Raw genomic sequence first — 22,341 nt, forward strand, 5'->3', positions numbered from 1 at the left:
CATCCGCGCGAAGGAGATTGCAGTCGACGATGACCGGCGCCGAGTTCATACTTGCGATCAACGTGTTTGTTGCCGGCCTCCTGGCCGGCGCTTTCATGTCGATCGCCATCTATGACGGGCGTCGCAACTCGGCGCGCTGGTTCGCGCTCTGTTACCTCGCCGGCATCGTCTATATCGGGACCGAGTTCGCGATCCCTATGTTCGAAGACACGCGGTTCATCGTCACCGCCAACTTCGTCGCCTTCCTGGCCACGCTGATGGTCATGAATGTCGGGCTGGCGACCCGCTACGAGTCGCAGCCTGCATGGGGCCCGATGGCGGCGTTTCTCGTCGTGACGACCTTGGCGGTGTTTGCCACGCAGGGCTTCGCCCGCGATTCGCTGCTGCGGATGATGACCTACCAGACGCCTTATGCGATCGCTCAAGCCGTCGGTGCCGCTACAATACTGCGCTCGCGCCGGCAGCTCAGCCAGTTCGACTACGTGCTGGCGGGCGTGCTCTTCGCCAGCGCGCTGCAGTTCTTCTCCAAGCCTTATCTAGCGCTCGCCGTCGGCGGCCCGGGCGCCGATCCGCATCACTATCTGCAGAGCACCTATGCGATGATCTCGCAGGCGCTGGGCACGGTGTTCGCGCTGTCGATCGCGCTGATGCTGCTGGTGATTTTGGTGCGCGACATCCTGCTCGACGCGACGCAGAAGTCGGAGACCGACGCGTTGTCGGGCCTGCTCAACCGCGGCGGCTTCCAGCGCCGAGCGGCCAGCGCGATGCGCGACGCGGTGCGCCAGGGCCTGCCGATCACGCTTGTCATCTCCGACCTCGATCACTTCAAGTCGATCAACGACAGTTACGGCCACGCCTCGGGCGATCGTGTCATCGAAGCATTTGCCCAGTTCATCCGCGAATCGATGGCCGGTCATCACGTCGCCGGCCGGATCGGCGGCGAGGAATTCGCGATCATCCTGCCGGGCGCGCATCTGGCCTCGGCGCGGCTGTTCGCCGAAGGCGCGCGCTCGGCATTCTCCGGCATGCCGATCGATGGCCTGCCGGACGACTGCCGCTTTACCGCAAGCTTCGGTGTCGCCGAACTGGTGGCCGGCGAAAGCATCGACCAGTTGATGGTGCGGGCCGACTCAGCGCTTTACGAAGCCAAGAAGGACGGGCGCGACTGCGTTCGGGTGTGGGGCGCGGTGCAGCTGTTTTCGGACTCGACCGTGGTGCCGTTCGGCCTCAAACCGCCGAGCCGGTAGCCGCGCAGTTTCAGCGGCAGACCAGGCCGGGCTGCGGGATTTCACCTTCGGAGAAACCATACATGTAGCTGCGGCCCTTGAGCAGCATGGGCGGGCGGTAGCAGTGGCGCTGCGCGCTGGGGCCGTCGAGATAGACGACCTTCGGTCCGGTCGAACCGGTGTAGGCTGCGAGCTTGCGGGCCGAAGCGCCCTCGCCGACGATGATGCGCTTGTAGCCGGTGGTGCTCTCGACGATCAGGTTGCCGAACGAATCGGCATAGACGCGGTCGTGGCTGCCTCCTGCGGCGGCCGGAGAGGTCAGCGCGACGCCGGCGGCAAGCATGAAAGACGCAAATGTGGTCAAAGCCAGTGCGGGACGCATCGGGCAAATCTCCCTGTTCGATCGAACCGGAGATTAACCGTTTCTTAATCATTGTTAAGGCTTGGCGTCTGCTTGGACGGAAAAGATTAACAAACATGGTTAATTTTCTGTTGCGCTGATATGCCTGCAGCATGTCCAAGCCAACGAACGGGTAGCCTGATATCGTCCCGATGGGGGATGCCGTCATTGCCTGTTTCATCGGCACGTCTGGTGACGACTCACCCACTGGGGTAGTGGCGGCATTTGTTCAATCGATTGAAGCCGTGATGCGACTAAATAGGTGCGCCAGAACGGTTTTCTGACTTTGACGCGGTGCAAAAAGAGCTTTAGAAAGCGCGCAGTCCGACGTCGCAAAACGGTGCGACGGCGCCGTATTCAAACATAGCCACGCTCGGATGCAGACCGGGGGAGCCATGAGCAAATCACAAGCCACCCAAGCCACATCGCGTGCGCGGCCTTTGTCGCCGCACCTGAGCATCTATCGTCCGCCGGTGACGATGACGACCTCGATCCTGCACCGCATCACCGGCTGCGCGCTCTATTTCGGCACGCTGCTGGTCGCCTGGTGGCTGATCGCGGCGGCGACGTCGCAGGAGTATTTCGACTTCGTCAGTTGGGTCTATGGCAGCTGGATCGGCCAGCTGGTGCTGCTCGGCTACACCTGGGCCCTGATGCTGCACATGCTGGGCGGCATCCGCCACCTGGTCTGGGACACCGGTGCCGCGCTCGAAAAGGAAACCGCCTCCAGGTTCGCCTGGGCGACGCTCGTCGGTTCGGTGGTGCTGACGGCGGCGGTCTGGATCGTCGGCTACATGGTGCGGGGAGCGTAGGATGAGCGGCTCGAACAACGACATGCGCACCGCGCTTGGCAAGGTCCGCGGCCTGGGTTCGGCCCGCGAGGGTACCGAACATTTCTGGCGCCAGCGCCTGACGGCGGTCGCCAACATTCCGTTGATGCTGTTCTTCGTCGGCCTCTTGATCGCGCTCAACGGTGCCGATTTCGCCACCGTGCGCGCCTCGTTCGCCAATCCTCTGGTGTCGCTTGTGCTGGCGCTGGTGCTGGTCTCGGGCCTCTACCACATGCGCCTCGGCATGCAGGTGGTGATCGAGGACTACGTGCATGGCGAACTGCTCAAGGTGACGCTCATCATGCTCAACACTTTCTTTACCGTAGCTGTCGGCGTCGCTTCGCTCTTCGCCCTGCTCAAACTTGCATTTGGAGGCTGAAACGGTGGCCAAGGACGGCAAGACCAGCGGAGCTTCCGCCTATACCTATGTCGATCACAAGTTCGACGTCGTCGTCGTCGGTGCCGGCGGTGCCGGCCTGCGTGCCACGCTCGGCATGGCTGAGCAGGGGCTGAAGACCGCCTGCATCACCAAGGTGTTCCCGACCCGCTCGCACACGGTTGCGGCTCAGGGCGGTATCGCCGCCTCGCTGCAGAACATGGGCCCCGACTCCTGGCAGTGGCACATGTACGACACCGTCAAGGGTTCCGACTGGCTCGGCGATGTCGACGCGATGGAGTATCTGGTGCGCGAAGCGCCGGCTGCGGTCTATGAGCTCGAGCACTATGGCGTGCCGTTCTCGCGTACTGAAGAGGGCAAGATCTACCAGCGGCCGTTCGGCGGCCACATGATGAATTATGGCGACGGCCCGCCCGTGCAGCGCACCTGCGCTGCCGCCGACCGCACCGGCCACGCCATCCTGCACACGCTCTACGGCCAGTCGCTGAAGAACAACGCGCAGTTCTTCATCGAGTATTTCGCCCTTGACCTGATCATGGAGCCGGATGGCACCTGCACCGGTGTCGTGGCCTGGAATCTCGACGACGGCACAATCCACCGCTTCTCGGCCAAGATGGTGGTGCTGGCGACCGGAGGCTACGGCCGCGCCTATTTCTCGGCGACCTCGGCCCATACCTGCACCGGCGACGGCGGCGGCATGGCCGCGCGTGCCGGCCTGCCTTTGCAGGACATGGAGTTCGTTCAGTTCCACCCGACCGGCATTTACGGCTCGGGCTGCCTGATCACCGAAGGCGCGCGCGGCGAAGGCGGTTATCTCGTCAACTCCGAAGGCGAGCGCTTCATGGAGCGCTACGCCCCGTCGGCCAAGGACCTGGCATCGCGCGACGTGGTTTCGCGCTGCATGACGCTGGAGATCCGCGACGGTCGCGGCGTCGGCAAGAACAAGGACCACATCTTCCTGCATCTCGACCACCTCGATCCGGCGGTCCTGCATGAACGCCTGCCCGGCATTTCCGAGTCGGCGAAGATCTTCGCCGGTGTCGACGTGACCCGCGAGCCGATCCCGGTGCTGCCGACGGTGCACTACAACATGGGCGGCATCCCGACCAACTATTGGGGCGAGGTGCTGAATCCGACCAAGGCGAACCCGGACCGCGTGTCGCCCGGCCTGATGGCCGTCGGCGAGGCCGGTTGTGCTTCGGTGCATGGCGCCAACCGTCTCGGCTCCAACTCGCTGATCGACCTCGTGGTGTTCGGTCGCGCCGCCGCCATCCGCGCCGGCCAGGTCGTCGACCGCAACGCGCCGATCCCGTCGCCCAACGCCGCTTCGGTCGAGAAGATCATGGATCGTTTCGACCGCCTGCGCCACGCCAATGGCGGCACGCCGACGGCAGTGCTGCGCGAGAAGATGCAGAAGGCGATGCAGGAGGACGCTGCCGTGTTCCGCACCCAGGAATCGCTGGAGCAGGGCTGCAAGCGCATCTCCGAGATCTGGGGCGAGATGAAGGACATCAAGGTCTTCGACCGCTCGATGATCTGGAACTCGGACTTGGTGGAGACGCTGGAGCTCGAAAACCTGATGTCGAACGCCATCGCCACCGTCTATGGCGCGGAAGCACGCAAGGAAAGCCGTGGCGCGCATGCCCGCGAGGACTTCTCGGCCCGTGACGACGAGAACTGGCGTCAGCACACGCTGGCCCACGTCGCCGAGGACGGCAAGGTGACGCTGACCTACCGGCCGGTGCACACCGAGCCGCTGCTCAAGGAAGAAGACGGCGGCATCTCCCTGGCCAAGATCGCACCCAAGGCGCGGGTGTACTGAGCCATGGTCGAGACGCGGCGCTGCGCAAGACAAGCTGGAGGGCCTGAAACGGCCGTCCTCGCTTGCGCGCGCGCCGACAAGCGCTTGGAGAATTGGCGCTGGGAGAACTGGCGCTGGGAGAACTGGCGCCGGGAGTGCCGGCGATGAGCGAACTCGCTTTCTTCGCCATCAATCTCGACCGATCGCCGCATCGCTGGGCGGAAATCCAGCGGCTGTTCGGCGCGATGCCTTGGCCGCTCGAACGTGTCGCCGCAGTCGATGTGCGCAACCCCGACGAGGTGCTGGCGGTGCGCGGCCAGAAGCTTGATATGCCGCCCAACGGCATCGGCTGGAATCCGCTGCGCAACCGCATGTTTGCGCTGGTCGAGGAAGCATGTTTTGCCAGCCACATGCTGGCGCTGAAGGCGTTCTTGGAATCCGGCCACGACCACGCGGTGATCCTGGAAGACGACGCGGTACCGCTCGACGGTTTCGCCGAGACGATGCGCCGGCTCCTTGCCAGCGGCATCGCCTTCGACATCGTCAAGATGGAAGGCATCGTCCGCAGCGGCGGCAGGCTGTCCGTGCCGGTGTCCGACCTGGGGGCTGCGAAGCTGGTGCGTTCGCTGCGCCCGTCTTCGGGTGGCGCCGGTTATATGGTGACGCGCAAGGCTGCCGGGCAACTGCTTGCCAGGGCCGGCAAGCTGGCCGTGCCGGTCGACGATTTCATTTCCAATGCCGGGCTGCATGGCTGCGACGTGATGCACACTTCGCCTTGGCTGATCGCACAGGCCGGTGCCGACACGACGATGGGCGAGCTCAGGACGCCGCACCGCCACGTCAAACGGCGTGACCCGTTCCATTTCCTTCAGCAGGGGCTGGTGCGAGGGAGGCTCAGGATCCAGCTCTGGCTCAACGCCATGCATGGTTCGCCGCTGTCGCTGTTCGGGCTCTACATGGCGCCATGGTCGCCCGTCGATGTCGGCCAGCAGATGCGTCGGCTGGCGGTGCAGGCATGATGGCCGCGACCTTGCCCGATGCAGGTTATTCGGCTGTGCCGCTTGCGGCCAAGCTCGGCCTCAAGGACGGCCAGAGCGTGGTCTTCGTGAACCTGCCTGGCGATCTCCGGGGGCTGGCAACTGCCTGCGACTTCGCGGCTGTGGCGCAGACCGACTGGGCAGCCCTTGGCGCAACGGGCGAGCGGCACGACATCGTTCATGCCTTCACCGGCAAGCGCGCCGATCTCGAAGGTCATGTCGAGACATTCAAGAAGATGATCGCGCCCGACGGCGCTGTCTGGATCTCCTGGCCCAAGAAGGCAGCGAAGATCGCCACCGACATCACCGAGGATGTCATTCGCGACGTCGTGCTGCCGACTGGGCTGGTGGACGTAAAGGTCTGTGCCGTGGATGCCGTGTGGAGCGGGCTCAAGCTCGTCATCCGCAAGGAACTGCGTGCCAAGCTGTGAGGAACCGATCGTGGTCGAACTAACACTCCCCAAGAACTCGCAGATCAAGCAGGGCAAGACCTGGCCGAAGCCGGAGGGTGCGACCAATCTGCGCGAGTACCGGATCTACCGCTGGTCGCCCGACGACGGCGAGAACCCGAGCATCGATACCTATTTCGTCGATGTCGACGATTGCGGCCCGATGGTGCTGGACGCGCTGCTTTACATCAAGAACAAGATCGACCCGACGCTGACGCTGCGCCGTTCCTGCCGCGAAGGCATTTGCGGCTCCTGCGCGATGAACATCGACGGTTCGAACACGCTGGCCTGCACCAAGGGCTGCGACGACATTTCGGGCGCGGTGAAGATCTACCCGCTGCCGCACATGCCTGTGGTCAAGGATCTTGTGCCCGACCTCACCAATTTCTACGCCCAGCACCGCTCGATCGAGCCGTGGCTGAAGACGGTGTCGCCGGAGCCGGCCAAGGAATGGCTGCAGAGCCATGAGGATCGCCAGAAGCTCGACGGCCTCTATGAATGCATCCTGTGTGCCTGCTGCTCGACCTCGTGCCCGAGCTACTGGTGGAACGGCGACCGCTATCTCGGCCCGGCCGTGCTGCTGCAAGCCTATCGCTGGCTGATCGACTCCAGAGACGAAGCCAAGGGCGAGCGCCTCGACAATCTCGAGGATCCGTTCCGGCTCTATCGCTGCCACACGATCATGAACTGCGCCCAGACCTGCCCGAAAGGCTTGAATCCGGCAAAGGCGATCGCCGAAATCAAGAAGATGATGGTGGAGCGGCGGGTCTAAGTCGTGACGGATACGGAGCTTCCTCATCTCACGCCGGTCGAAGCACGCGTGCTCGGCTGCCTGATCGAGAAGAAGGAACTGACGCCTGACGTCTATCCAATGACGTCGAATGCGCTGGTTGCCGCTGCCAACCAGAAGACGTCGCGCGAGCCGGTCATGGCCCTGGAGATGGTCGACATCACCAGGGCGCTAGCGTCGCTGCAGGCGAAGGGGCTGGCGAAGCAGCAATTCGCCTCGCGCGTCGAGCGCTACGAACACCAAATGGCGCAGAAATTCTCGCTGACGCGCAACCAGAGCGCGCTGATCGGCCTGCTTCTGCTGCGCGGACCGCAGACCGTCTACGAATTGCAGGCCCGCGCCGAGCGCATGGCGAACTTCGCCGATGCCGACGCGGTGCGCAGCGAGCTCGACATGCTGATCGGCCGCCGACCGGCGCTGGTCAAGGAGATCGGCCGCGCCCCCGGTCAGCGCGAAGATCGTTTTGCGCATCTTCTGTCAGGCGATGTCGACATTGCCGCTGCCACGACAAGCAGGGCACCGAGCGCTGCCTCCTCGGCTGTTTCGGAGCTAGAGGAACGCGTCCGCCTGCTGGAAGAGGAAGTCGCTGCGCTGAAGGCGCGGCTCGACGCGGTCGGCGGATAGGTGATCGCAGAGCAACTGAAAACGGCCCGGTTGCAGACGCAGCCGGGCCGTTTTGTGTCAGGTGGTTACCCCCGGAGAACGCTGCGCTGCCTCCATCCGGCTGCTGGGCCTTACTTCCTTGCCGCCTCGATGATCTCGCGGGCCATGGTCTCGGCAACCGCATCGGTGGTGCGGCCTTCGTGGTCGGCGCGCTGGAAGATGGCGGCAAGCGTGTCGGCGATGCGGGCGACGCGCGGGGTGACGGCTGCGACGTCGTAGCCGCAGTCGGCCATCTCGGCGGCGACGTTGATGACGCCGCCGGCATTGATGACGTAGTCGGGGGCGTAGAGGATGCCGCGTTCGACGAGGCGCTGGCCGTCTTCGGCCGTCGCCAACTGGTTGTTGGCGGCGCCGGCAACGATTTTGGCCTTGAGCAGTGGAATGGTCTCTGTGGAGAGCATGCCGCCCAGCGCGCAGGGCGCGAAGATGTCGACATCGGCGGCGATGATCGCATCGCCTGACACGACGGTGGCGCCGAAGGTCTCGACGGCACGATCGGTGCGGGCAGCGTCGAGATCGCAGACGGTCAGCACGGCACCTTCGGCATGGAGCTTCTGGCACAGCGACCAGCCGACGGAGCCGAGGCCCTGGACGGCGACACGGACACCTTTGAGATCGTCGCTGCCGGTGCGGTGGCGCAGGGCTGCCTTGAGGCCGACGAAGGTGCCTTCGGCAGTGAAGGGCGAGGGATTGCCGCTGCCGCCCTTGGTGGTGCCGCTGACGTTCGAAGCGCGCTCGGCGAGGAAATCGGCGTCCGCCAGCGTCATGCCGACGTCTTCGGCGGTGATGTACTGGCCCTTGAGCGTGTTGAGCGTCTCGGCATAGGCCTCGAGCATGGCGGGCGTCTTTTCGGTCTTCGCGTCAGCGATGATGACCGCCTTGCCGCCGCCAAGCGGCAGGCCGGCGATGGCCGACTTGAAGGTCATGCCGCGCGACAGGCGCAGTGCGTCGATGACGCCGGCTTCGAAGCTTGTGTGCGGCCAGATGCGCGTGCCGCCGAGGGCGGGTCCGAGAACGGTGGTGTGCACCGAGACGATTGCGGTGAGCCCGCGCGCCGTGTCGCGGCCGAGCCAGACCTGCTCGTGATTGTCGAAGCCCTGGAGATGGCGGACGTCCGACGTGATGTCGGTGACTTCGAGCGTCGTCGCGGCCGAAACTTGCGGATGACGCGGTTCAAGGACGTTCAGCATGAGGGTTCCTCCCGGGTGCGCTGGTCCCCTCGAAAGCTAAACATTTCCGGCGATTTTTGGTTTCGAAGTCGGGGCGCAGCGCGACCACGCATTGCGCCCTGCTGCTTCGTTGCGCAACAAACGCAAAAATGGAGGGCGAGCCAGGGGTGGCCGGACGCGGGTCTGCCCCCACGCGCCCGGCCTGCCGGCTGGTCGGAATGCCACTGCCCTGGCACTCCTTGCAGCCAGACTCCGTCAGCCGCCGGCGTTGAGCGCCGGCGTTTCAGGACCTGTCCTTGCGGATCAGGCCTCCGGTTCGCTGTTCTCCTTCGGCTGCCGCTTGTCAGCCGCTTCGGGGAGCTTGCCGCCGAGCGCCATGGGGGCGAGGAAAGCGCGCGGGTTGAAGCCGGCCGCGGCAAGAGCCGCGAGCGTCTTCCAGACTTGCAGGCGGTACATGTCCGTTACCTCGTTCGCTGGACTGACCACTTCGATTCGCGAGCGCAAACTAGACGGGCGAGCAGTGCCGTTCTTGGACTGCGCGGCCCATTCTCAGGGTTTCGGCGGTACGGGCTTGACCTATTCATCCGCGCGAAATAGAAAGAGCATCTGCCCGCCTTGGTTGTGTATCGTTGAGTAGACCAATGACGAATCCTGACGGGCAGAATGCCTCCTTTCGCGTGCTGACAGACGACCTCCCCGCGCCGGAGCGGCTTGCCGTTCTGCGCGAGGTCTATGGCCGCACCATCCTCAATGCCGATCTCGAGCCGTTGGAAGGTGCGCCCGTCCACATGGACATGCGGGTGCGGCTGCTGCCGGGCGTCGGCATCGCCACCGGCTCGGCGTCGCCGATCAAGGTCGGCATCGGCAAGGAGATGATCGACAATGACGATGTGATCCTGCTCGCCGCTCTGTCGGGCGGCAGCCACATGCAGGTCGGCGGCCAGGACGAGAGCATCCGTCCGGGTTGCGCGATGTTCGTGCCCGGTGGGCGGGTCGGCGCCAATATCACGCGGCCGGGCTTTACCTATGTCAACCTGCGCTTCGACAGGAAGGCACTGCAGCCGCTGCTCGGCGACGTCTCCGCAATGATGATGCGGCCGATTCCGATCAGCCAAGGGCCGATGCAGTTGTTGATCACCTATGCCACGGCGCTGCAGAAGCTGGACGAGCCGCTGCCGGGCAACATGGCGCGCATGGTGGCGAGCCATCTGCTCGACCTGACCGCGCTGACGCTTGGAGCCGAGCGCGACGCCGAACAGGTGGCGCTGGGGCGTGGGCTGCGAGCCGCCAGGCTGGCGGCAATCAAGTCGGACATTTCGGCGCGCGGCGACCTGCGCGGACTGTCGGCCGAGGCGATCGCGGCCGAGCACAAGCTGTCGCCGCGCTATGTCAGGAAGCTGTTCGAGAGCGAGGGGCTGTCCTTCACCGAATTCGCGCTCGGCCAGAAGCTGAAGCGAGCGCACCGCATGCTGGCCGACCCGCTGTGGGCGCAGCGCAGCATCACCGACATCGCCTATGAGGCGGGCTTCAACGATTTGTCGTACTTCAACCGGGTGTTTCGCCGCCGCTTCGACGCGACGCCGTCCGAGGTGCGGGCGGATGGACTGGCCGCCTGAGGCGGCGAGGGCGCCGATGCCTGACCGGCGCCCAGAGTGCCGTTAGGCGAGGCTGGCGGTCAGCGAAACCTTGATCGCACCGAGCGCCTTGGAAACTGGGCAGTTCTCCTTGGCCTTGGTGGCAAGTTCCTGGAACTTGGCATTGTCGATGCCGGGCACGGTGCCGACAAGCGTCAGCGCGCTTTCGGTAATGCCGGTGCCGGGGATCAGTGTCACCACCGCCTTGGCGTCGAGCCTGTCGGCGGGCGTGCCGTTTTCGGCGAGGAAGTGCGACAGCTGCATGGCGAAGCAGCCGGCGTGGGCGGCGGCGATCAGCTCCTCGGGGTTGGTACCGGACTTGCCGGTTTCGTCCTCGAAGCGGGCCTTGAACGAATAGGGTTGGCCCTTGATCGCGCCGCTCTGGGTGTCGAGCGTTCCCGAGCCTTCCTTCAGATTGCCTTTCCAGACGGCGTTGGCGCTGTGGTTCATGACGTTCTCCATGATTTCTGACGGGGCCAGATGCGGCAACCAGGTGAGACTATAGCGCCGGCTGGCGCGCCCGCCAGCGTCCCATTGCCGGGAAAGCCGCACCTTGCGAAAAAAGTCTTGCGCTAAAATGTCTGCTTGTCGTCGGTAACCGCGTCCTTGTGGCGTAGGGTCAACCCAAGGAGATCATCCGTGAAATATGTCTGCCTGGTCTATCTCGAGGAAGGCCTGTTCGGCACGCTGTCGCCCGAACAGAAAGAGAAGCTCGACACAGACTCGCTGGCCTATGACCGGCAGTTGGAAGCCAAAGGCAAGCTGATCGCCGCCGAGGCGCTGCAGTCGGTGAGGGCGGCGAAGACGGTCACGCGACGCGCCGGCAAGCGGCTGGTGACCGACGGGCCGTTCGCAGAGACCAAGGAACAGCTGATCGGCTTCGTGATGATCGAGGCGACCGACCAGGACGAGGCCCTGGAGATCGCCTCGAACATCCCGCTGGCGGCGATGGGCAAGGTCGAGGTCAGGCCGATCTACGACATTCCCGGTGCTTGATGCTGTAGCTGGCTGGATGGCGAACTGCCGCCGTCAGATCGCCTCGCCCTTGAGCAGGCGCGGGGTTTCGCCTGTCAGGCCTGAGGCCTGGCGGATGAAATAGTCCTTGAGCCGGGGCACGCGGTCGACGAGGCCGAGGCCGATGTCGCGGATGGCACGGACGGGCGCGATGTCATTGGAGAACAGCCGGTTGAGCACGTCGGTGGTGATGCCCATGCGCACGGTGTCGAAGCGGCGCCATTGCTCGTAGCGCTCGAGCACGTCGATGGCGCCGATGTCCTGTCCCAGGCGATCGGCCTCGACGATGGTTTCGGCAAGCGCTGCGGCATCCTTGAAGCCGAGATTGAGGCCTTGGCCGGCGATCGGGTGGATTCCGTGGGCGGCGTCGCCGGCAAGCGCGAAGCGGGAAGCGACGAAGGCGCGCGCCAGGGTCAGGCCGAGCGGCCAGGCACGCGGCTTGCCCTCGACGCGGATCTCGCCGAGCTTCAGGCCGAAACGCTGTTCGAGCTCTATCTCGAAGACGAACGGGTCGCCCGCAACCAGCTTGTCGGCGTCCTCGGTGCGTTCGGTCCAGACGATGGAGGAGCGGTTGGTGCCGTCCTTGGTCGGCTTGAGCGGCAGCGTGGCGAAGGGGCCGGCCGGCAGGAAATGCTCCTCGGCGCGGCCGCCATGCGGGCGCTCGTGGATTACGGTGCAGACGATGCCGGACTGGCCGTATTCCCAGCGCACGGTCTTGATGCCGGCCATGTCGCGCAGCCTGGAGTTGACGCCGTCGGCAGCGATGAGAAGGCGCGTGTCGATGCTGATACCGTCGGCGAGATGGACCTTGGCCCCGGCGGTGCCGGCCTCGAAGGCCTGGACGGCGACGCCTTCGATGATGTCGATACCGAGCTCGGCGGCGCGGCGGCGCAGGGCGCCGTTGAGCAGCCGGTTCTCGATCATGTGGGCGAAGGGCTCGCCGGCGCCGATCTCGCCGTCGAAGGTGAGGAGCACCGGGCGGACCGGATCGGCACTCTTCGAATCGGTGATGATCATGTCGGTGATCGCCTGTGCCTCGGGTGCGATCTCTTCCCAGCAGCCGAGCTGGTCGAGCATGCGGCAGGCAGCAGCCGCGATGGCCGAGGCGCGGCCGTCCTTGCGCCAGACCTCGGCGGGAGCCGCGTCGACGATGGCGATGTGCAGATTGGGTCGTGCCTGCTTGATCGAGACGGCGGTGGCGAGGCCGACATAACCGGCGCCGGCGACGAGCACGTCGAGCTGTGTCGATTTCTTGTCGTCAGATTCGCGCGTGACCATGGCGGCATCCTTTACGGCTAGGCTTCCCGCCTTGACTCGACGGGGGCTTCCTGCTGGAAACCGGAAATACTTCGTCCCGAAAAGGGGAAAAGCATGCCGGCCGGAATACAAGAGCTTCTCAGCATTCTCAATCTCGAGAAGCTGGAACACAACCTGTTCCGTGGTCGCAGCCCGCAGGTTCAGTGGCAGCGCGTGTTTGGCGGCCAGACCATCGCCCAGGCGCTGGTGGCGGCACAGCGCACCGTCGAGCCGGACCGGCACGTGCATTCGCTGCACGGCTACTTCATGCGCCCCGGCGACATCACGGTGCCGATCATCTACGAGGTCGACCGCATCCGCGACGGCTCAAGCTTCACCACGCGGCGCGTGGTGGCGATCCAGCATGGCCACGCGATCTTTTCGCTCGAAGCGTCGTTCCAGGTCGAGGAGCAGGGCCTGGAGTACCAGATGCCGATGCCGCTCGACGTGCCGCCGCCGGAAGAGCTCAAGTCGCAGCGCGAGCTGCTGGCCGAGGCCACCCATGTGCCCGAGCAGATCAGGCTGTTCTGGGCCAAGGAACGGCCGCTGGAGCTGAGGCCGGTCTATGCCGAGCATTATTCCAGCCGTGACAAGCTGCCGCCGCTGCAGAAGGTGTGGATCCGCCTGACCGGCCCGGTGCCGAACGACCGGGCACTGCGCTGTGCGGTGCTTGCCTATCTTTCCGACATGACGCTGCTCGATACGGCAACCTTTGCCCATGGCCGTGGCATCTTCGATCCCGACATCCAGGCGGCGAGTATCGACCACGCGATGTGGTTCCATCGCGAGCATGCGCTCGACGGCTGGCTGCTTTACACCCAGGACAGCCCCTCGACCTCGGGTTCGCGCGGCTTCACGCGCGGCGCGCTCTATGCCCAGGACGGCACGCTGGTCGCTTCGGTGGCACAAGAGGGGCTGATCCGCCTGCGGACAAAGCCTACGAAATAGGCATTTTGGCTATTTTGCACATTTTGTGAGCAGGTGCTTTGCTGCACCTGCGAAGGATGTTGTCTGCGCGCAGCGCATTTTCATTAAATTTCAAATGGTTGGCTTGTGCTGGGGCAAACTGGCACGGAGCTTGAATAGCCTTGGTCACTCACCGGTGGTCTTCGGGTCCGCTGGCGACGTCTGCAACGCGGGGGACCCGCATCAGAAAGGGGTGAAACCTGATGAAAATCGTGATGGCCATCATCAAGCCGTTCAAGCTCGACGAGGTGCGCGAAGCGCTCACCAATGTCGGCATCCAGGGCCTGACCGTCACCGAAGTAAAAGGCTATGGGCGGCAAAAGGGACATACCGAGATCTACCGCGGCGCCGAATATGCCGTGAGCTTCCTGCCCAAGATCAAGATCGAAGTCGCCGTCTCGACCGACCTCGTCGACAAGGCCGTGGAGGCGATCACCGGGGCCGCCAAGACCGGCCAGATCGGCGACGGCAAGATTTTCGTCTTCGGCATCGACCAGGCCGTGCGCATCCGTACCGGCGAAACCGACACCGACGCGCTCTGAGCAGGCCAACCAATTCTCATGGAGACCTCAATGCAAATTCCAACCTCATTGAAGACGGGGGCGCGGACGGCCCTTGTCGGCACGCTCGCACTGACCGCCCTGGGAACGGTCGCAGCCTTCGCCCAGGAAGCCGCACCTGCGGCGGCAGATGCCGCGGCGGCCGCGCCGGCGCCCGCCGACGTCATGGAAAAGGGCGACGTCGCCTGGATGCTGACCTCGTCACTCTTGGTGCTGTTCATGGCACTGCCGGGCCTGGCGCTGTTCTATGGCGGCCTGGTGCGCGCCAAGAACATGCTGTCGGTGCTGATGCAGTGCACGATGATCGTGGCGCTGGTGATCGTGATCTGGACGTTCTGGGGCTACTCGATGGCCTTCGGCGACGCGCCGAGCCCGTATTGGGGCGGCCTCGGCAAGGCATTTTTGGCCGGCGTGACGCCCGAGAGCATGGCGGCGACCTTCACCAAGGGCATCGTCATCCCCGAATATGTCTTCATCGTCTTCCAGATGACCTTTGCCTGCATCACGCCGGCGCTGATCGTCGGCGCCTTTGCCGAACGCATCAAGTTCTCGGCGGTGCTGCTGTTCGTCGCGCTGTGGGTGACGGTCGTCTATTTCCCGATCGCCCACATGGTCTGGGATTCGGATGGCCTGATCTATGGCTGGGGCGCACTTGATTTCGCCGGCGGTACCGTCGTGCACATCAATGCGGGCATCGCGGCCCTGGTCGGCGCCCTGGTGATCGGCAAGCGCACCGGCTACGGCAAGGACAACATGGCGCCGCACTCGATGACGCTGACCATGGTCGGCGCCTCGATCCTGTGGGTCGGCTGGTTCGGCTTCAATGCCGGCTCCAACCTTGAAGCCAATGGCGGCGCAGCCCTTGCGATGATCAACACCTTCACCGCCACCGCCGGCGCCATCCTCGCCTGGGTGATCATCGAAGTCGTTGCCCGCGGCAAGGCGTCGATGCTGGGTGCGGCTTCCGGCATGGTCGCCGGCCTCGTCGCGGTGACGCCTGCCGCCGGCTTCGTCGGTCCGGTCGGCGCCATCGCACTCGGCGCCATCGCCTCGGTGATCTGCTACTTCTTCGTGGCGGTGGTGAAGATCAAGCTTGGCTATGACGACTCGCTCGACGTGTTCGGCATCCACGGCGTCGGCGGCATCGTTGGCGCCATCGGCACCGGCATCTTCAATGCCAAGGCGCTCGGCGGCATCGGCTACGGCGAAATGTCGATCAGCGGCCAGGTCTGGACGCAGTTCCTCGCCGTCTCGGTGACCGTCATCTGGTGCGGCATCGGCTCGCTGGTGCTCTACAAGCTGGTCGACCTGCTCGTCGGCCTGCGCCCAACCGTCGAAGCCGAACGCCAGGGCCTCGACCTGACCTCGCACGGCGAAGTGGCTTACCACTCGTAATCCCTGTTGGAGCGTGGTCCTTCCCCTAGGGATCGCGGTCCGGCGCCGCGCGGCCGCTGCCCTGGCCGCGCAACATCCTCCCAAATCCCGTCGTGGCCGCCCGCAAGGCAGCTGCGCTTTGAGGCCCGGAGCAATCCGGGCCTCCTTTTTGTCTGGAATAGCGTCAGTCCGTCTTGGGCAATGCCGGATCGAGCGGGCGTTTGCTCAGGAAGTTGCGCAGGTTGCGCGGCGTTCGCGGATAGCTGTCGCCCTCATATTTCGCTGGATCGCGATAGACGCTCAGTGTCGATGGATCGCGGCGCGTGCCGCGCGGAATGGCGCCCCAGCGGCCGGCGTCATAGAGGTCGACGAGGAAGGCGTAGTCGTAGCGGCAGAAGCGCAGTGCCTTGGCGAGTGCTGTCGGCGACAGGTCGGATGGGCTGGCCTGGCCGCTGGAGACGTGGATGTGCGGCATCGACACGTCCTGACCGACGATCTCGCTGATATAGGCCGCGACCTGGTCGACCTTCTCCAGCTTGAACACCCTGTCGAACAGGAAAAGGTTGCTGCCGAGAAAGTAGCGCGGCGAGGCAACATGAAAGCGGACGTCGGCGCAGATGCGGCAATAGTCCTCGACCCTGAGGATGAAGGTTTCAAGATCCGGTTCGAGCGACAGGCCGAGCTCGCGGGCCAACTCGCTGTCGGCTTCGTCTGACGTCAGCAGGCCGGCTTTGACGACGCGGTCGGAATAGGCCGACAGCAACCGCTCGACCGGGTCCCTGACGATGGTGAAGGGCTTGGCGTCGGCATTGTGCATCGGGCGAAATGGATCGACCAGATTGGTGCCGAGGTGGTGATGGACGTCGTCGTCGGGATTGTCGAGCGCCTGATCGGCGCCGGCCACCTGCATGAGCAGGTATTTGACGCTGCTGCTGCCGCTCTTGGGCACGGGATAGTAGGTCGCGTCGAAGAATCTCAATCCTGTCGGCATCTGGCTCCTGGCTCGATTCCGAGGGGGCAAAGCGACGCAGATGCGCCGCGCTATCCGGGCCTTGGCCCGGTCGGTCGATTATATGTGTGCATCCTAATGTGTCTACCCGGTGGCAGACCGGCACAGTGTCTGCCGGGGCCCGATCCAGCCGGGCCCTTGCCTGGATTCCGGCTGTACTCTCTGCGCCTTCAGGCGAAGAAGGCCCGGATGCGCGTCCACATGCTGATCGCTGCGCGGACACGGCGGGCAGCACTCGCACCCCTGACCGCGTCGCCGAAATGACAGTAGCAAACGATGTTGTGCAACTGCCGGTCGGACAGGTCGAAGAAGCGCTTGGCGGCGCCGTAGCTGTCGTCTTCGAGGCCGGCTGCCCGGAAGGCAGGATCCTCGAATGCCACTGTGATGGGCGAGCCCGCCACACGCATGGCGAGCCGTTCGGCGCGCGGGGCGTATTCGGTGCCGGACAGTGTGCCGAGGCGCCGTTCGGGCTGATCCTCGAGCAGTTGCGCCCAGCGTTCGAGACGCTCGGTGCGCGTCATCGGCAGATAGGGGCTGAGCGGCTGGATGTCTGCGAAGGCCTGCAGTTGCTCGATGCTATGGTGCTTCATCGCTGCCTCCATTAGATTTTCCTAATATGGAAAACTATGGCGCTGCGGTCTCTGCGGCAAGCCTGTTTTGGACCGGAAATGCAAAAACCCCGTCCTGTCGGGACGGGGTTTCTGCGAGCCAGGTCGGGGTCGTTACATCGCCGACGTCATGACGGCGGTCACCTTGGTGGCATCGTCATCGGCAACGGTAATCGACACCTTCATGCCTGCCGCCAGATCGGCGGGAAGTGCCACGTCAGCCGGGACGGTGTAAGTCTTGCCGTCCTCGAGCGTGATCACGCGGGTGTCCTTGTTGAACTCCTTGACCACGCCGTCGGCCGAAGCTGCCCAAGCGGCGCCAGCCATCAAGGCTGCCGCACCCAAAGCCAAAATGAGCTTTCTCATTTTCTTCTCCTCGTTTCTGGTCCCTTCCGGCAGACCCAACGCCACGGAGACAGGATGGTTGCATCAAAAATGCCTATGCCGGGGAGGAGTGACGCGTTGTTTGCCGCCGCTCGCGGAAGCGTCCAAGGGGCTGTTGCGTGAACAATGGCTTAACCTTAATGCCGCCTTAACCTTCGCCCCGATAGTCTGGCAAACGAATCTGCCCGCCATGCGTCCGCATGCGGGCCACGGCATCAATGGACGGGGACGAGGCATGCGTTCTGGGGTTTCCTCACCGCTCGCGCTGACCGAGACGGGGCACGGCATTCAGGCATTCGCGCGACGGCAGGCAGGCCGGGCGGCGGGTCTGGGCCTGTTTGCCTTCGTGGCCTTCGGGCTGGCGGCGCTCGGCACCTGGAATGTCGCCGACCCGAGCTTCAGCCATGCCACCGACAATCCCGTCACCAACGCCATGGGGTATGGGGGTGCGGTGTTCGCCGATCTCGCGATGCAGTTCTTCGGCCTTGCCTCGGTCGCTGCCCTGATGCCGGCGGTGATCTGGGGCGTGCTGTTCGTCACCGCGCGCGGCGTCGACCGCATGCCCAAGCGCGGCCTGGTCTGGTTCGGCTCGGCACTTCTTGGCGCGGCCATTGCCGGCTGTGTCGGCGCACCGCCGACCTGGCCGCTGCCGACCGGCCTCGGTGGCGTGTTCGGCGACATGGTGCTCAAGGTGCCGGGGCTGTTCATCGGCGGCTATCCAACCGGGCTGATCGCCACCGTCATTGGCGTGTTGCTGATTGCGCCGGCGATCTGGCTGTTTGCCTTCGGCGCCGGCCTGCTCAACCGCGAGAACGGCTTTGCAGTGGTCAATCCCAAGCCCAAGCCCGACATGCGCGAGCAGGACTTCGCCAGCTTCGACGACGAGGACGAGGACGAAAACGAGGGCGTGCTGGCGCTTGGCGCCATCGCCCACTGGTGGTTGTCGGCCAGGGCCTGGATGCGCCGCCGCGCCGCCAAGCGGCGCGAGCTGGAAGGCTACGACCTGCCGCCGGTCAAGCGCGAGAGCGCCTGGCGGCAGGCGGCCGAGCGCGTCGAATCGGCCGAGCGCGCCGAGCAGCGCGTTACGACAGGCGGCCGCGCCCGCGTCGAACCCGAATTCTTTGCCCAGATGGTGTCGGAACGCTCGGTTTCGATCGACCCCAACGACCAGGATGTCTTCGGTGACGACGACGACATGGACATGCCGCCGGTGTCATCCGAGCGCCGGGGCGCCAATGCCCAGGTGCAGAATTTCCGCTCGCCGGAGGCTGGATCTCCCGCCGCGCGTGTCGCCGCACCGGCCCCCCGGCCGGCACCAGGAGCCCGTGTCCAACGCGAGGCCCAGACCACGCTGATCGGCACCGAGACATTCGAGATGCCGTCGCTGCATTTCCTGGCCGAGCCCAAGAACGTCGTGCGTGACGCCTCGCTTTCCAAGGATGCGCTGGAACAGAATGCGCGGCTGCTGGAAGGCGTGCTCGAAGATTTCGGCGTCAAGGGCGAGATCATCCATGTCCGTCCCGGCCCCGTCGTCACGCTCTACGAACTGGAGCCGGCGCCCGGTATCAAGTCGAGTCGCGTCATCGGCCTCGCCGACGACATCGCCCGCTCGATGAGCGCGATTGCCGCCCGCGTCGCGGTGGTGCCGGGGCGCAATGCGATCGGCATCGAACTGCCGAACGCCAAGCGCGAAACCGTCTATCTCCGCGAGATTCTGGCGAGCCGCGACTTCGAGACGACCAAGTCGAAGCTGGCGCTGGCACTTGGCAAGACGATCAATGGCGAGGCCGTCATCGTCGACATCGCCAAGATGCCGCACGTGCTGGTCGCCGGTACCACCGGCTCGGGCAAGTCGGTCGCCATCAACACCATGATCCTGTCCTTGCTCTATCGGATGACGCCGCAGGAATGCCGCCTGATCATGATCGATCCGAAGATGCTGGAACTGTCCGTCTATGACGGCATCCCACATCTTCTGACCCCTGTCGTCACCGATCCAAAGAAGGCCGTGGTGGCGCTGAAATGGACGGTGCGGGAGATGGAAGACCGCTACCGCAAGATGTCCAAGGTCGGCGTGCGCAACATCGACGGCTTCAACGCGCGCGTCAGCCAGGCGGAAAAGAAGGGCGAGCAGATCTCGCGCACGGTGCAGACCGGCTTCGACCGTCAGACCGGCGAGGCGATCTACGAAACCGAAAATCTCGATCTGGCGCCGCTGCCCTACATCGTCGTCATCATCGACGAAATGGCCGACCTGATGATGGTCGCCGGCAAGGACATCGAAGGTGCGGTCCAGCGCCTGGCGCAGATGGCGCGCGCGGCCGGCATCCACGTGATCATGGCGACCCAGCGTCCGTCGGTCGACGTCATCACCGGCACCATCAAGGCCAACTTCCCGACCCGCATATCGTTCCAGGTGACGTCGAAGATCGACAGTCGCACCATTCTCGGCGAGCAGGGCGCCGAACAGCTGCTCGGCATGGGCGACATGCTCTATATGGCCGGCGGCGGCCGCATCCAGCGCGTCCATGGCCCTTTCGTCGCCGACGACGAGGTCGAGAAGGTCGTTGCCCATCTCAAGCTGCAGGGCGTGCCGGAATATCTCGACGCCATCACCGAGGATGACGGCGAGGACGAGGACGAGTCGTCGGGCAAGGGCGGCGGTAATGGCGGTGGCGGCAATTTCGAGGATTCGGACGATCCCTACGACCAGGCGGTATCGGTGGTGCTGCGTGACGGCAAGGCATCGACCAGCTACATCCAGCGCCGCCTCGGCATCGGCTACAACCGCGCGGCGTCGATCATCGAGCGGATGGAGCAGGAGGGCATCGTCGGTCCGGCAAATCATGCCGGCAAGCGCGAGATTCTGGTGCCGACGGAAGACGACAAGATGTAGGATCGGGGAACTGGCGATCACGTTTTCGCGTTCAGTGCGCGAGGCCGTGAACCATGTCAAACTTCAGCCCTACTAAGTGCCGATACAACCGTCGAACTTGAATGAGAGAGTAACCGGCATGAACCATATCCGCACTCCGACCCGCCGACGCCTGCTCGGCTTCGCGGCCGCGATCGCGCTGACCGCGACGCCGCTGGTGGCCTTCAACGGCCCGGTACAGGCACAAGGCTCCGATGCCGCCCAGCGCATCGCCGATCATTTCTCGAGCGTGCGCTCGATGTCGGGCGAGTTCGTGCAGTTTGGTCCGCGCGGCGAACAGACCGGCGGCAAGTTCTTCCTGCAGCGTCCGGGAAAGATCCGATTCAACTACGAGGCACCGTCGAACTTCAAGGTGATTTCCGACGGCCAGTCGGTGGTCATCCTCAACTCGAAGATGCGCACCTCCGACCTCTATCCGCTGTCGAAAACGCCGCTGAAGCTGTTGCTCGACGAGCGCATCGACCTCAGCGGCAACAAGGTCAAGAGCGTCACCGAAGAGGACGACCTGACCACCATCAAGCTGTCGGACAAGCAGGTCTTCGGCAATTCGACCATCACCATGATGTTCGACCCCAAGACCTACGAACTGCGCCAGTGGACGATTACCGACGCCCAGGGCAAGGACACCACCGTCATGGTGTTCAACGTCAAGCAGGGCGGTTCCTTCCCGGGCGATACGTTCAAGATCGACTACAAGCTCAATCGCGAGCTGAACGCGCAGAAGAAGGGCGACTAACAGGCTGCCCGCCAACTCTACCTTGCCGGCCATCTGGCGCGGCAAGCTAGGGGCGCGGCCTCATTCGCTGGACTGCCCGGCTTAGTTGTGGACATCGGCGGCACGGGCGCCGCATCGGGCATCGTGCCTTGTCATCGCAGGTCCGTGCTGGCAGGTTCCGCCGCAACCTGTTGCCGGAACCTGCCATGCCCTTTTCCATCGCCACCTGGAACATCAACTCCGTGCGCCTGCGCATGCCGCTGGTCGAGCGGCTGCTGAGCGAGCAGGCGCCCGACGTTTTGTGCCTTCAGGAAACCAAGTGTCCCGACGACCAGTTTCCGTCGGCGGCGTTCCGCAAGGCCGGCTACGAGCACATCGCCTTCCATGGCCAGAAGGGCTATCACGGCGTCGCCACCGTGGCGCGGCGGCCACTGGAGGTCGTGGAGAAGCGGCGCTTCTGCGAAATCGATGACAGCCGGCATCTGTCGGTGCGTTTCGAGGCCGGCGGCAAGAAGGTGACGCTGCACAATTTCTACGTTCCAGCTGGCGGCGACGAGCCCGATGTCGAGATCAACCCGAAGTTCCGTCACAAGCTCGGCTTCGTTTCGGAGATGAACGCGATCCGCGCCGACCATGACGAAGGTTCGGCTTCGGTGCTGGTCGGCGACCTCAACATCGCCCCACTGGAGCACGACGTCTGGTCGCACAAGCAACTGCTCAACGTCGTCAGCCACACGCCCGTCGAGACCGAAAGCTTCGAAGCGATGCGCAAGGCCGGCGAGTGGGTCGACCTGATGCGGCTCAACGTGCCCGACGACCAGAAGATCTACACTTGGTGGAGCTACCGGGCGAAGGACTGGGAAATCTCCAACCGCGGCCGACGGCTCGATCACGTCTGGTCCTCGGCCAACCTCGCGCCGAAGCTTGCCGGCATCGATATCCTGAGCGCCGCCCGCGGCTGGGAACGGCCGTCGGATCATGTGCCAGTCATAGCGCGCTTCGACCTCGACTGAGGGATTCTGGCGAGGCCGGCCTGCAAATGGCGGCTTTCTGCGCTTCCGGTGCTCACGGACCTGAATGTCCG

The 22,341-nt window shown here is 64.6% G+C and carries 24 protein-coding genes; 16 read left to right on the forward strand and 8 right to left on the reverse strand.

Translation table 11 applies throughout. The features are described 5' to 3' along the window. Positions 1 to 29: 29 nt before the first annotated feature. Positions 30 to 1,247: a GGDEF domain-containing protein gene (locus N7E70_RS04770; protein ID WP_154386773.1), complete on the forward strand. Its 1,218-nt coding sequence runs from the start codon at positions 30 to 32 to the stop codon at positions 1,245 to 1,247. 10 nt (positions 1,248 to 1,257) lie between these two features. Here the strand turns inward: N7E70_RS04770 and N7E70_RS04775 are convergent, their stop codons facing one another. Continuing rightward, positions 1,258 to 1,608 (reverse strand): hypothetical protein, encoded by a 351-nt coding sequence (locus N7E70_RS04775; protein WP_067956114.1) that lies wholly within the window; start codon positions 1,606 to 1,608, stop codon positions 1,258 to 1,260. 413 nt (positions 1,609 to 2,021) lie between these two features. On the opposite strand from N7E70_RS04775, the gene sdhC reads away from it, so the two are divergent. The 7 genes from sdhC to N7E70_RS04810 all read left to right on the forward strand — a co-directional run bounded on the left by sdhC (position 2,022) and on the right by N7E70_RS04810 (position 7,554). Beyond that, the gene (gene sdhC / locus N7E70_RS04780; protein WP_067956116.1) at positions 2,022 to 2,438 is read left to right on the forward strand and encodes a succinate dehydrogenase, cytochrome b556 subunit; all 417 of its coding nucleotides are present in this window, start codon (positions 2,022 to 2,024) and stop codon (positions 2,436 to 2,438) included. 1 nt (position 2,439) lies between these two features. Continuing rightward, a complete protein-coding gene (gene sdhD / locus N7E70_RS04785) occupies positions 2,440 to 2,835 on the forward strand; it encodes a succinate dehydrogenase, hydrophobic membrane anchor protein (protein ID WP_067956118.1) in 396 nt (131 codons plus the stop codon). Between the two features lie 4 nt (positions 2,836 to 2,839). Continuing rightward, positions 2,840 to 4,675: a succinate dehydrogenase flavoprotein subunit gene (gene sdhA, locus N7E70_RS04790; protein WP_115733587.1), complete on the forward strand. Its 1,836-nt coding sequence runs from the start codon at positions 2,840 to 2,842 to the stop codon at positions 4,673 to 4,675. Between the two features lie 143 nt (positions 4,676 to 4,818). After that, positions 4,819 to 5,673 (forward strand): glycosyltransferase family 25 protein, encoded by an 855-nt coding sequence (locus N7E70_RS04795; RefSeq protein WP_263005666.1) that lies wholly within the window; start codon positions 4,819 to 4,821, stop codon positions 5,671 to 5,673. After that, on the forward strand, positions 5,673 to 6,122 hold the full coding sequence (locus N7E70_RS04800; RefSeq protein ID WP_067956121.1) for a DUF3052 family protein: 450 nt from the start codon (positions 5,673 to 5,675) through the stop codon (positions 6,120 to 6,122). Before N7E70_RS04795 ends, N7E70_RS04800 begins: the two co-directional genes overlap by 1 nt. A gap of 10 nt (positions 6,123 to 6,132) precedes the next feature. Beyond that, positions 6,133 to 6,912, forward strand: coding sequence for a succinate dehydrogenase iron-sulfur subunit (locus N7E70_RS04805; protein ID WP_067956123.1), 780 nt, complete (start codon positions 6,133 to 6,135; stop codon positions 6,910 to 6,912). Positions 6,913 to 6,915: 3 nt separating this feature from the next. After that, positions 6,916 to 7,554, forward strand: coding sequence for a YceH family protein (locus N7E70_RS04810; protein WP_263005667.1), 639 nt, complete (start codon positions 6,916 to 6,918; stop codon positions 7,552 to 7,554). A gap of 110 nt (positions 7,555 to 7,664) precedes the next feature. Here the strand turns inward: N7E70_RS04810 and N7E70_RS04815 are convergent, their stop codons facing one another. Next, positions 7,665 to 8,783, reverse strand: a complete 1,119-nt coding sequence (locus tag N7E70_RS04815; RefSeq protein WP_263005668.1) for a Glu/Leu/Phe/Val family dehydrogenase — start codon at positions 8,781 to 8,783, stop codon at positions 7,665 to 7,667. Positions 8,784 to 9,065: 282 nt separating this feature from the next. Then, positions 9,066 to 9,218, reverse strand: coding sequence for a hypothetical protein (locus N7E70_RS04820; RefSeq protein ID WP_263005669.1), 153 nt, complete (start codon positions 9,216 to 9,218; stop codon positions 9,066 to 9,068). 185 nt (positions 9,219 to 9,403) lie between these two features. Here N7E70_RS04820 and N7E70_RS04825 point away from each other — a divergent pair, with 185 nt between their 5' ends. Continuing rightward, the gene (locus N7E70_RS04825) at positions 9,404 to 10,378 is read left to right on the forward strand and encodes an AraC family transcriptional regulator (protein ID WP_263005670.1); all 975 of its coding nucleotides are present in this window, start codon (positions 9,404 to 9,406) and stop codon (positions 10,376 to 10,378) included. A 42-nt stretch (positions 10,379 to 10,420) separates the two neighbouring features. Here N7E70_RS04825 and N7E70_RS04830 read toward each other — a convergent pair whose 3' ends face one another. After that, positions 10,421 to 10,846, reverse strand: a complete 426-nt coding sequence (locus N7E70_RS04830; protein ID WP_067965946.1) for an OsmC family protein — start codon at positions 10,844 to 10,846, stop codon at positions 10,421 to 10,423. A 189-nt stretch (positions 10,847 to 11,035) separates the two neighbouring features. Here N7E70_RS04830 and N7E70_RS04835 point away from each other — a divergent pair, with 189 nt between their 5' ends. After that, positions 11,036 to 11,392: a YciI family protein gene (locus N7E70_RS04835; RefSeq protein WP_263005671.1), complete on the forward strand. Its 357-nt coding sequence runs from the start codon at positions 11,036 to 11,038 to the stop codon at positions 11,390 to 11,392. Positions 11,393 to 11,425: 33 nt separating this feature from the next. Here the strand turns inward: N7E70_RS04835 and N7E70_RS04840 are convergent, their stop codons facing one another. After that, positions 11,426 to 12,688 (reverse strand): ubiquinone biosynthesis hydroxylase, encoded by a 1,263-nt coding sequence (locus N7E70_RS04840; protein ID WP_263005672.1) that lies wholly within the window; start codon positions 12,686 to 12,688, stop codon positions 11,426 to 11,428. Between the two features lie 93 nt (positions 12,689 to 12,781). Between N7E70_RS04840 and tesB the strand changes: the two genes are divergently transcribed. The 3 genes from tesB (at position 12,782) to N7E70_RS04855 (ending at position 15,627) form a co-directional block, all read left to right on the forward strand. Beyond that, complete coding sequence (gene tesB / locus N7E70_RS04845) at positions 12,782 to 13,654, forward strand: acyl-CoA thioesterase II (protein WP_263005673.1); 873 nt, start codon at positions 12,782 to 12,784, stop codon at positions 13,652 to 13,654. Positions 13,655 to 13,875: 221 nt separating this feature from the next. Then, positions 13,876 to 14,214: a P-II family nitrogen regulator gene (locus N7E70_RS04850; RefSeq protein ID WP_055975214.1), complete on the forward strand. Its 339-nt coding sequence runs from the start codon at positions 13,876 to 13,878 to the stop codon at positions 14,212 to 14,214. A gap of 30 nt (positions 14,215 to 14,244) precedes the next feature. After that, positions 14,245 to 15,627 carry an ammonium transporter gene (locus N7E70_RS04855; RefSeq protein ID WP_263005674.1) on the forward strand — a complete coding sequence of 461 codons (1,383 nt, stop codon included), beginning with the start codon at positions 14,245 to 14,247 and terminating at the stop codon, positions 15,625 to 15,627. 163 nt (positions 15,628 to 15,790) lie between these two features. On the opposite strand, the gene N7E70_RS04860 is transcribed toward N7E70_RS04855, so the two are convergent. The 3 genes from N7E70_RS04860 to N7E70_RS04870 all read right to left on the reverse strand — a co-directional run bounded on the left by N7E70_RS04860 (position 15,791) and on the right by N7E70_RS04870 (position 17,589). Then, complete coding sequence (locus N7E70_RS04860; protein ID WP_263005675.1) at positions 15,791 to 16,597, reverse strand: sulfotransferase family protein; 807 nt, start codon at positions 16,595 to 16,597, stop codon at positions 15,791 to 15,793. A gap of 188 nt (positions 16,598 to 16,785) precedes the next feature. Continuing rightward, positions 16,786 to 17,205 carry a hypothetical protein gene (locus tag N7E70_RS04865; protein ID WP_263005676.1) on the reverse strand — a complete coding sequence of 140 codons (420 nt, stop codon included), beginning with the start codon at positions 17,203 to 17,205 and terminating at the stop codon, positions 16,786 to 16,788. Positions 17,206 to 17,337: 132 nt separating this feature from the next. Then, positions 17,338 to 17,589, reverse strand: a complete 252-nt coding sequence (locus tag N7E70_RS04870; RefSeq protein WP_083948380.1) for a DUF1344 domain-containing protein — start codon at positions 17,587 to 17,589, stop codon at positions 17,338 to 17,340. 253 nt (positions 17,590 to 17,842) lie between these two features. On the opposite strand from N7E70_RS04870, the gene N7E70_RS04875 reads away from it, so the two are divergent. From N7E70_RS04875 to N7E70_RS04885, 3 genes are all read left to right on the forward strand, one after another. Beyond that, the gene (locus tag N7E70_RS04875; protein WP_263005677.1) at positions 17,843 to 20,503 is read left to right on the forward strand and encodes a DNA translocase FtsK; all 2,661 of its coding nucleotides are present in this window, start codon (positions 17,843 to 17,845) and stop codon (positions 20,501 to 20,503) included. A gap of 118 nt (positions 20,504 to 20,621) precedes the next feature. Next, complete coding sequence (locus N7E70_RS04880; protein WP_263005678.1) at positions 20,622 to 21,278, forward strand: outer membrane lipoprotein carrier protein LolA; 657 nt, start codon at positions 20,622 to 20,624, stop codon at positions 21,276 to 21,278. A 185-nt stretch (positions 21,279 to 21,463) separates the two neighbouring features. Next, positions 21,464 to 22,270 (forward strand): exodeoxyribonuclease III, encoded by an 807-nt coding sequence (locus N7E70_RS04885; protein ID WP_263005679.1) that lies wholly within the window; start codon positions 21,464 to 21,466, stop codon positions 22,268 to 22,270. Positions 22,271 to 22,341: the final 71 nt, after the last annotated feature.

The organism is Aminobacter sp. NyZ550 (assembly GCF_025628925.2).
In the GTDB taxonomy this organism is placed as follows: Bacteria; Pseudomonadota; Alphaproteobacteria; order Rhizobiales; family Rhizobiaceae; genus Aminobacter; species Aminobacter ciceronei.

Coding starts and splice junctions, on each gene's coding strand:
- N7E70_RS04770 (WP_154386773.1), top strand. CDS start 30: ATGACCGGCGCCGAGTTCATACTTGCGATCAACGTGTTTGTTGCCGGC.
- N7E70_RS04775 (WP_067956114.1), bottom strand. CDS start 1,608: ATGCGTCCCGCACTGGCTTTGACCACATTTGCGTCTTTCATGCTTGCC.
- sdhC (WP_067956116.1), top strand. CDS start 2,022: ATGAGCAAATCACAAGCCACCCAAGCCACATCGCGTGCGCGGCCTTTG.
- sdhD (WP_067956118.1), top strand. CDS start 2,440: ATGAGCGGCTCGAACAACGACATGCGCACCGCGCTTGGCAAGGTCCGC.
- N7E70_RS04795 (WP_263005666.1), top strand. CDS start 4,819: ATGAGCGAACTCGCTTTCTTCGCCATCAATCTCGACCGATCGCCGCAT.
- N7E70_RS04800 (WP_067956121.1), top strand. CDS start 5,673: ATGGCCGCGACCTTGCCCGATGCAGGTTATTCGGCTGTGCCGCTTGCG.
- N7E70_RS04815 (WP_263005668.1), bottom strand. CDS start 8,783: ATGCTGAACGTCCTTGAACCGCGTCATCCGCAAGTTTCGGCCGCGACG.
- N7E70_RS04820 (WP_263005669.1), bottom strand. CDS start 9,218: ATGTACCGCCTGCAAGTCTGGAAGACGCTCGCGGCTCTTGCCGCGGCC.
- N7E70_RS04825 (WP_263005670.1), top strand. CDS start 9,404: ATGACGAATCCTGACGGGCAGAATGCCTCCTTTCGCGTGCTGACAGAC.
- N7E70_RS04830 (WP_067965946.1), bottom strand. CDS start 10,846: ATGAACCACAGCGCCAACGCCGTCTGGAAAGGCAATCTGAAGGAAGGC.
- N7E70_RS04840 (WP_263005672.1), bottom strand. CDS start 12,688: ATGGTCACGCGCGAATCTGACGACAAGAAATCGACACAGCTCGACGTG.
- tesB (WP_263005673.1), top strand. CDS start 12,782: ATGCCGGCCGGAATACAAGAGCTTCTCAGCATTCTCAATCTCGAGAAG.
- N7E70_RS04850 (WP_055975214.1), top strand. CDS start 13,876: ATGAAAATCGTGATGGCCATCATCAAGCCGTTCAAGCTCGACGAGGTG.
- N7E70_RS04855 (WP_263005674.1), top strand. CDS start 14,245: ATGCAAATTCCAACCTCATTGAAGACGGGGGCGCGGACGGCCCTTGTC.
- N7E70_RS04860 (WP_263005675.1), bottom strand. CDS start 16,597: ATGCCGACAGGATTGAGATTCTTCGACGCGACCTACTATCCCGTGCCC.
- N7E70_RS04865 (WP_263005676.1), bottom strand. CDS start 17,205: ATGAAGCACCATAGCATCGAGCAACTGCAGGCCTTCGCAGACATCCAG.
- N7E70_RS04870 (WP_083948380.1), bottom strand. CDS start 17,589: ATGAGAAAGCTCATTTTGGCTTTGGGTGCGGCAGCCTTGATGGCTGGC.
- N7E70_RS04875 (WP_263005677.1), top strand. CDS start 17,843: ATGCGTTCTGGGGTTTCCTCACCGCTCGCGCTGACCGAGACGGGGCAC.
- N7E70_RS04880 (WP_263005678.1), top strand. CDS start 20,622: ATGAACCATATCCGCACTCCGACCCGCCGACGCCTGCTCGGCTTCGCG.
- N7E70_RS04885 (WP_263005679.1), top strand. CDS start 21,464: ATGCCCTTTTCCATCGCCACCTGGAACATCAACTCCGTGCGCCTGCGC.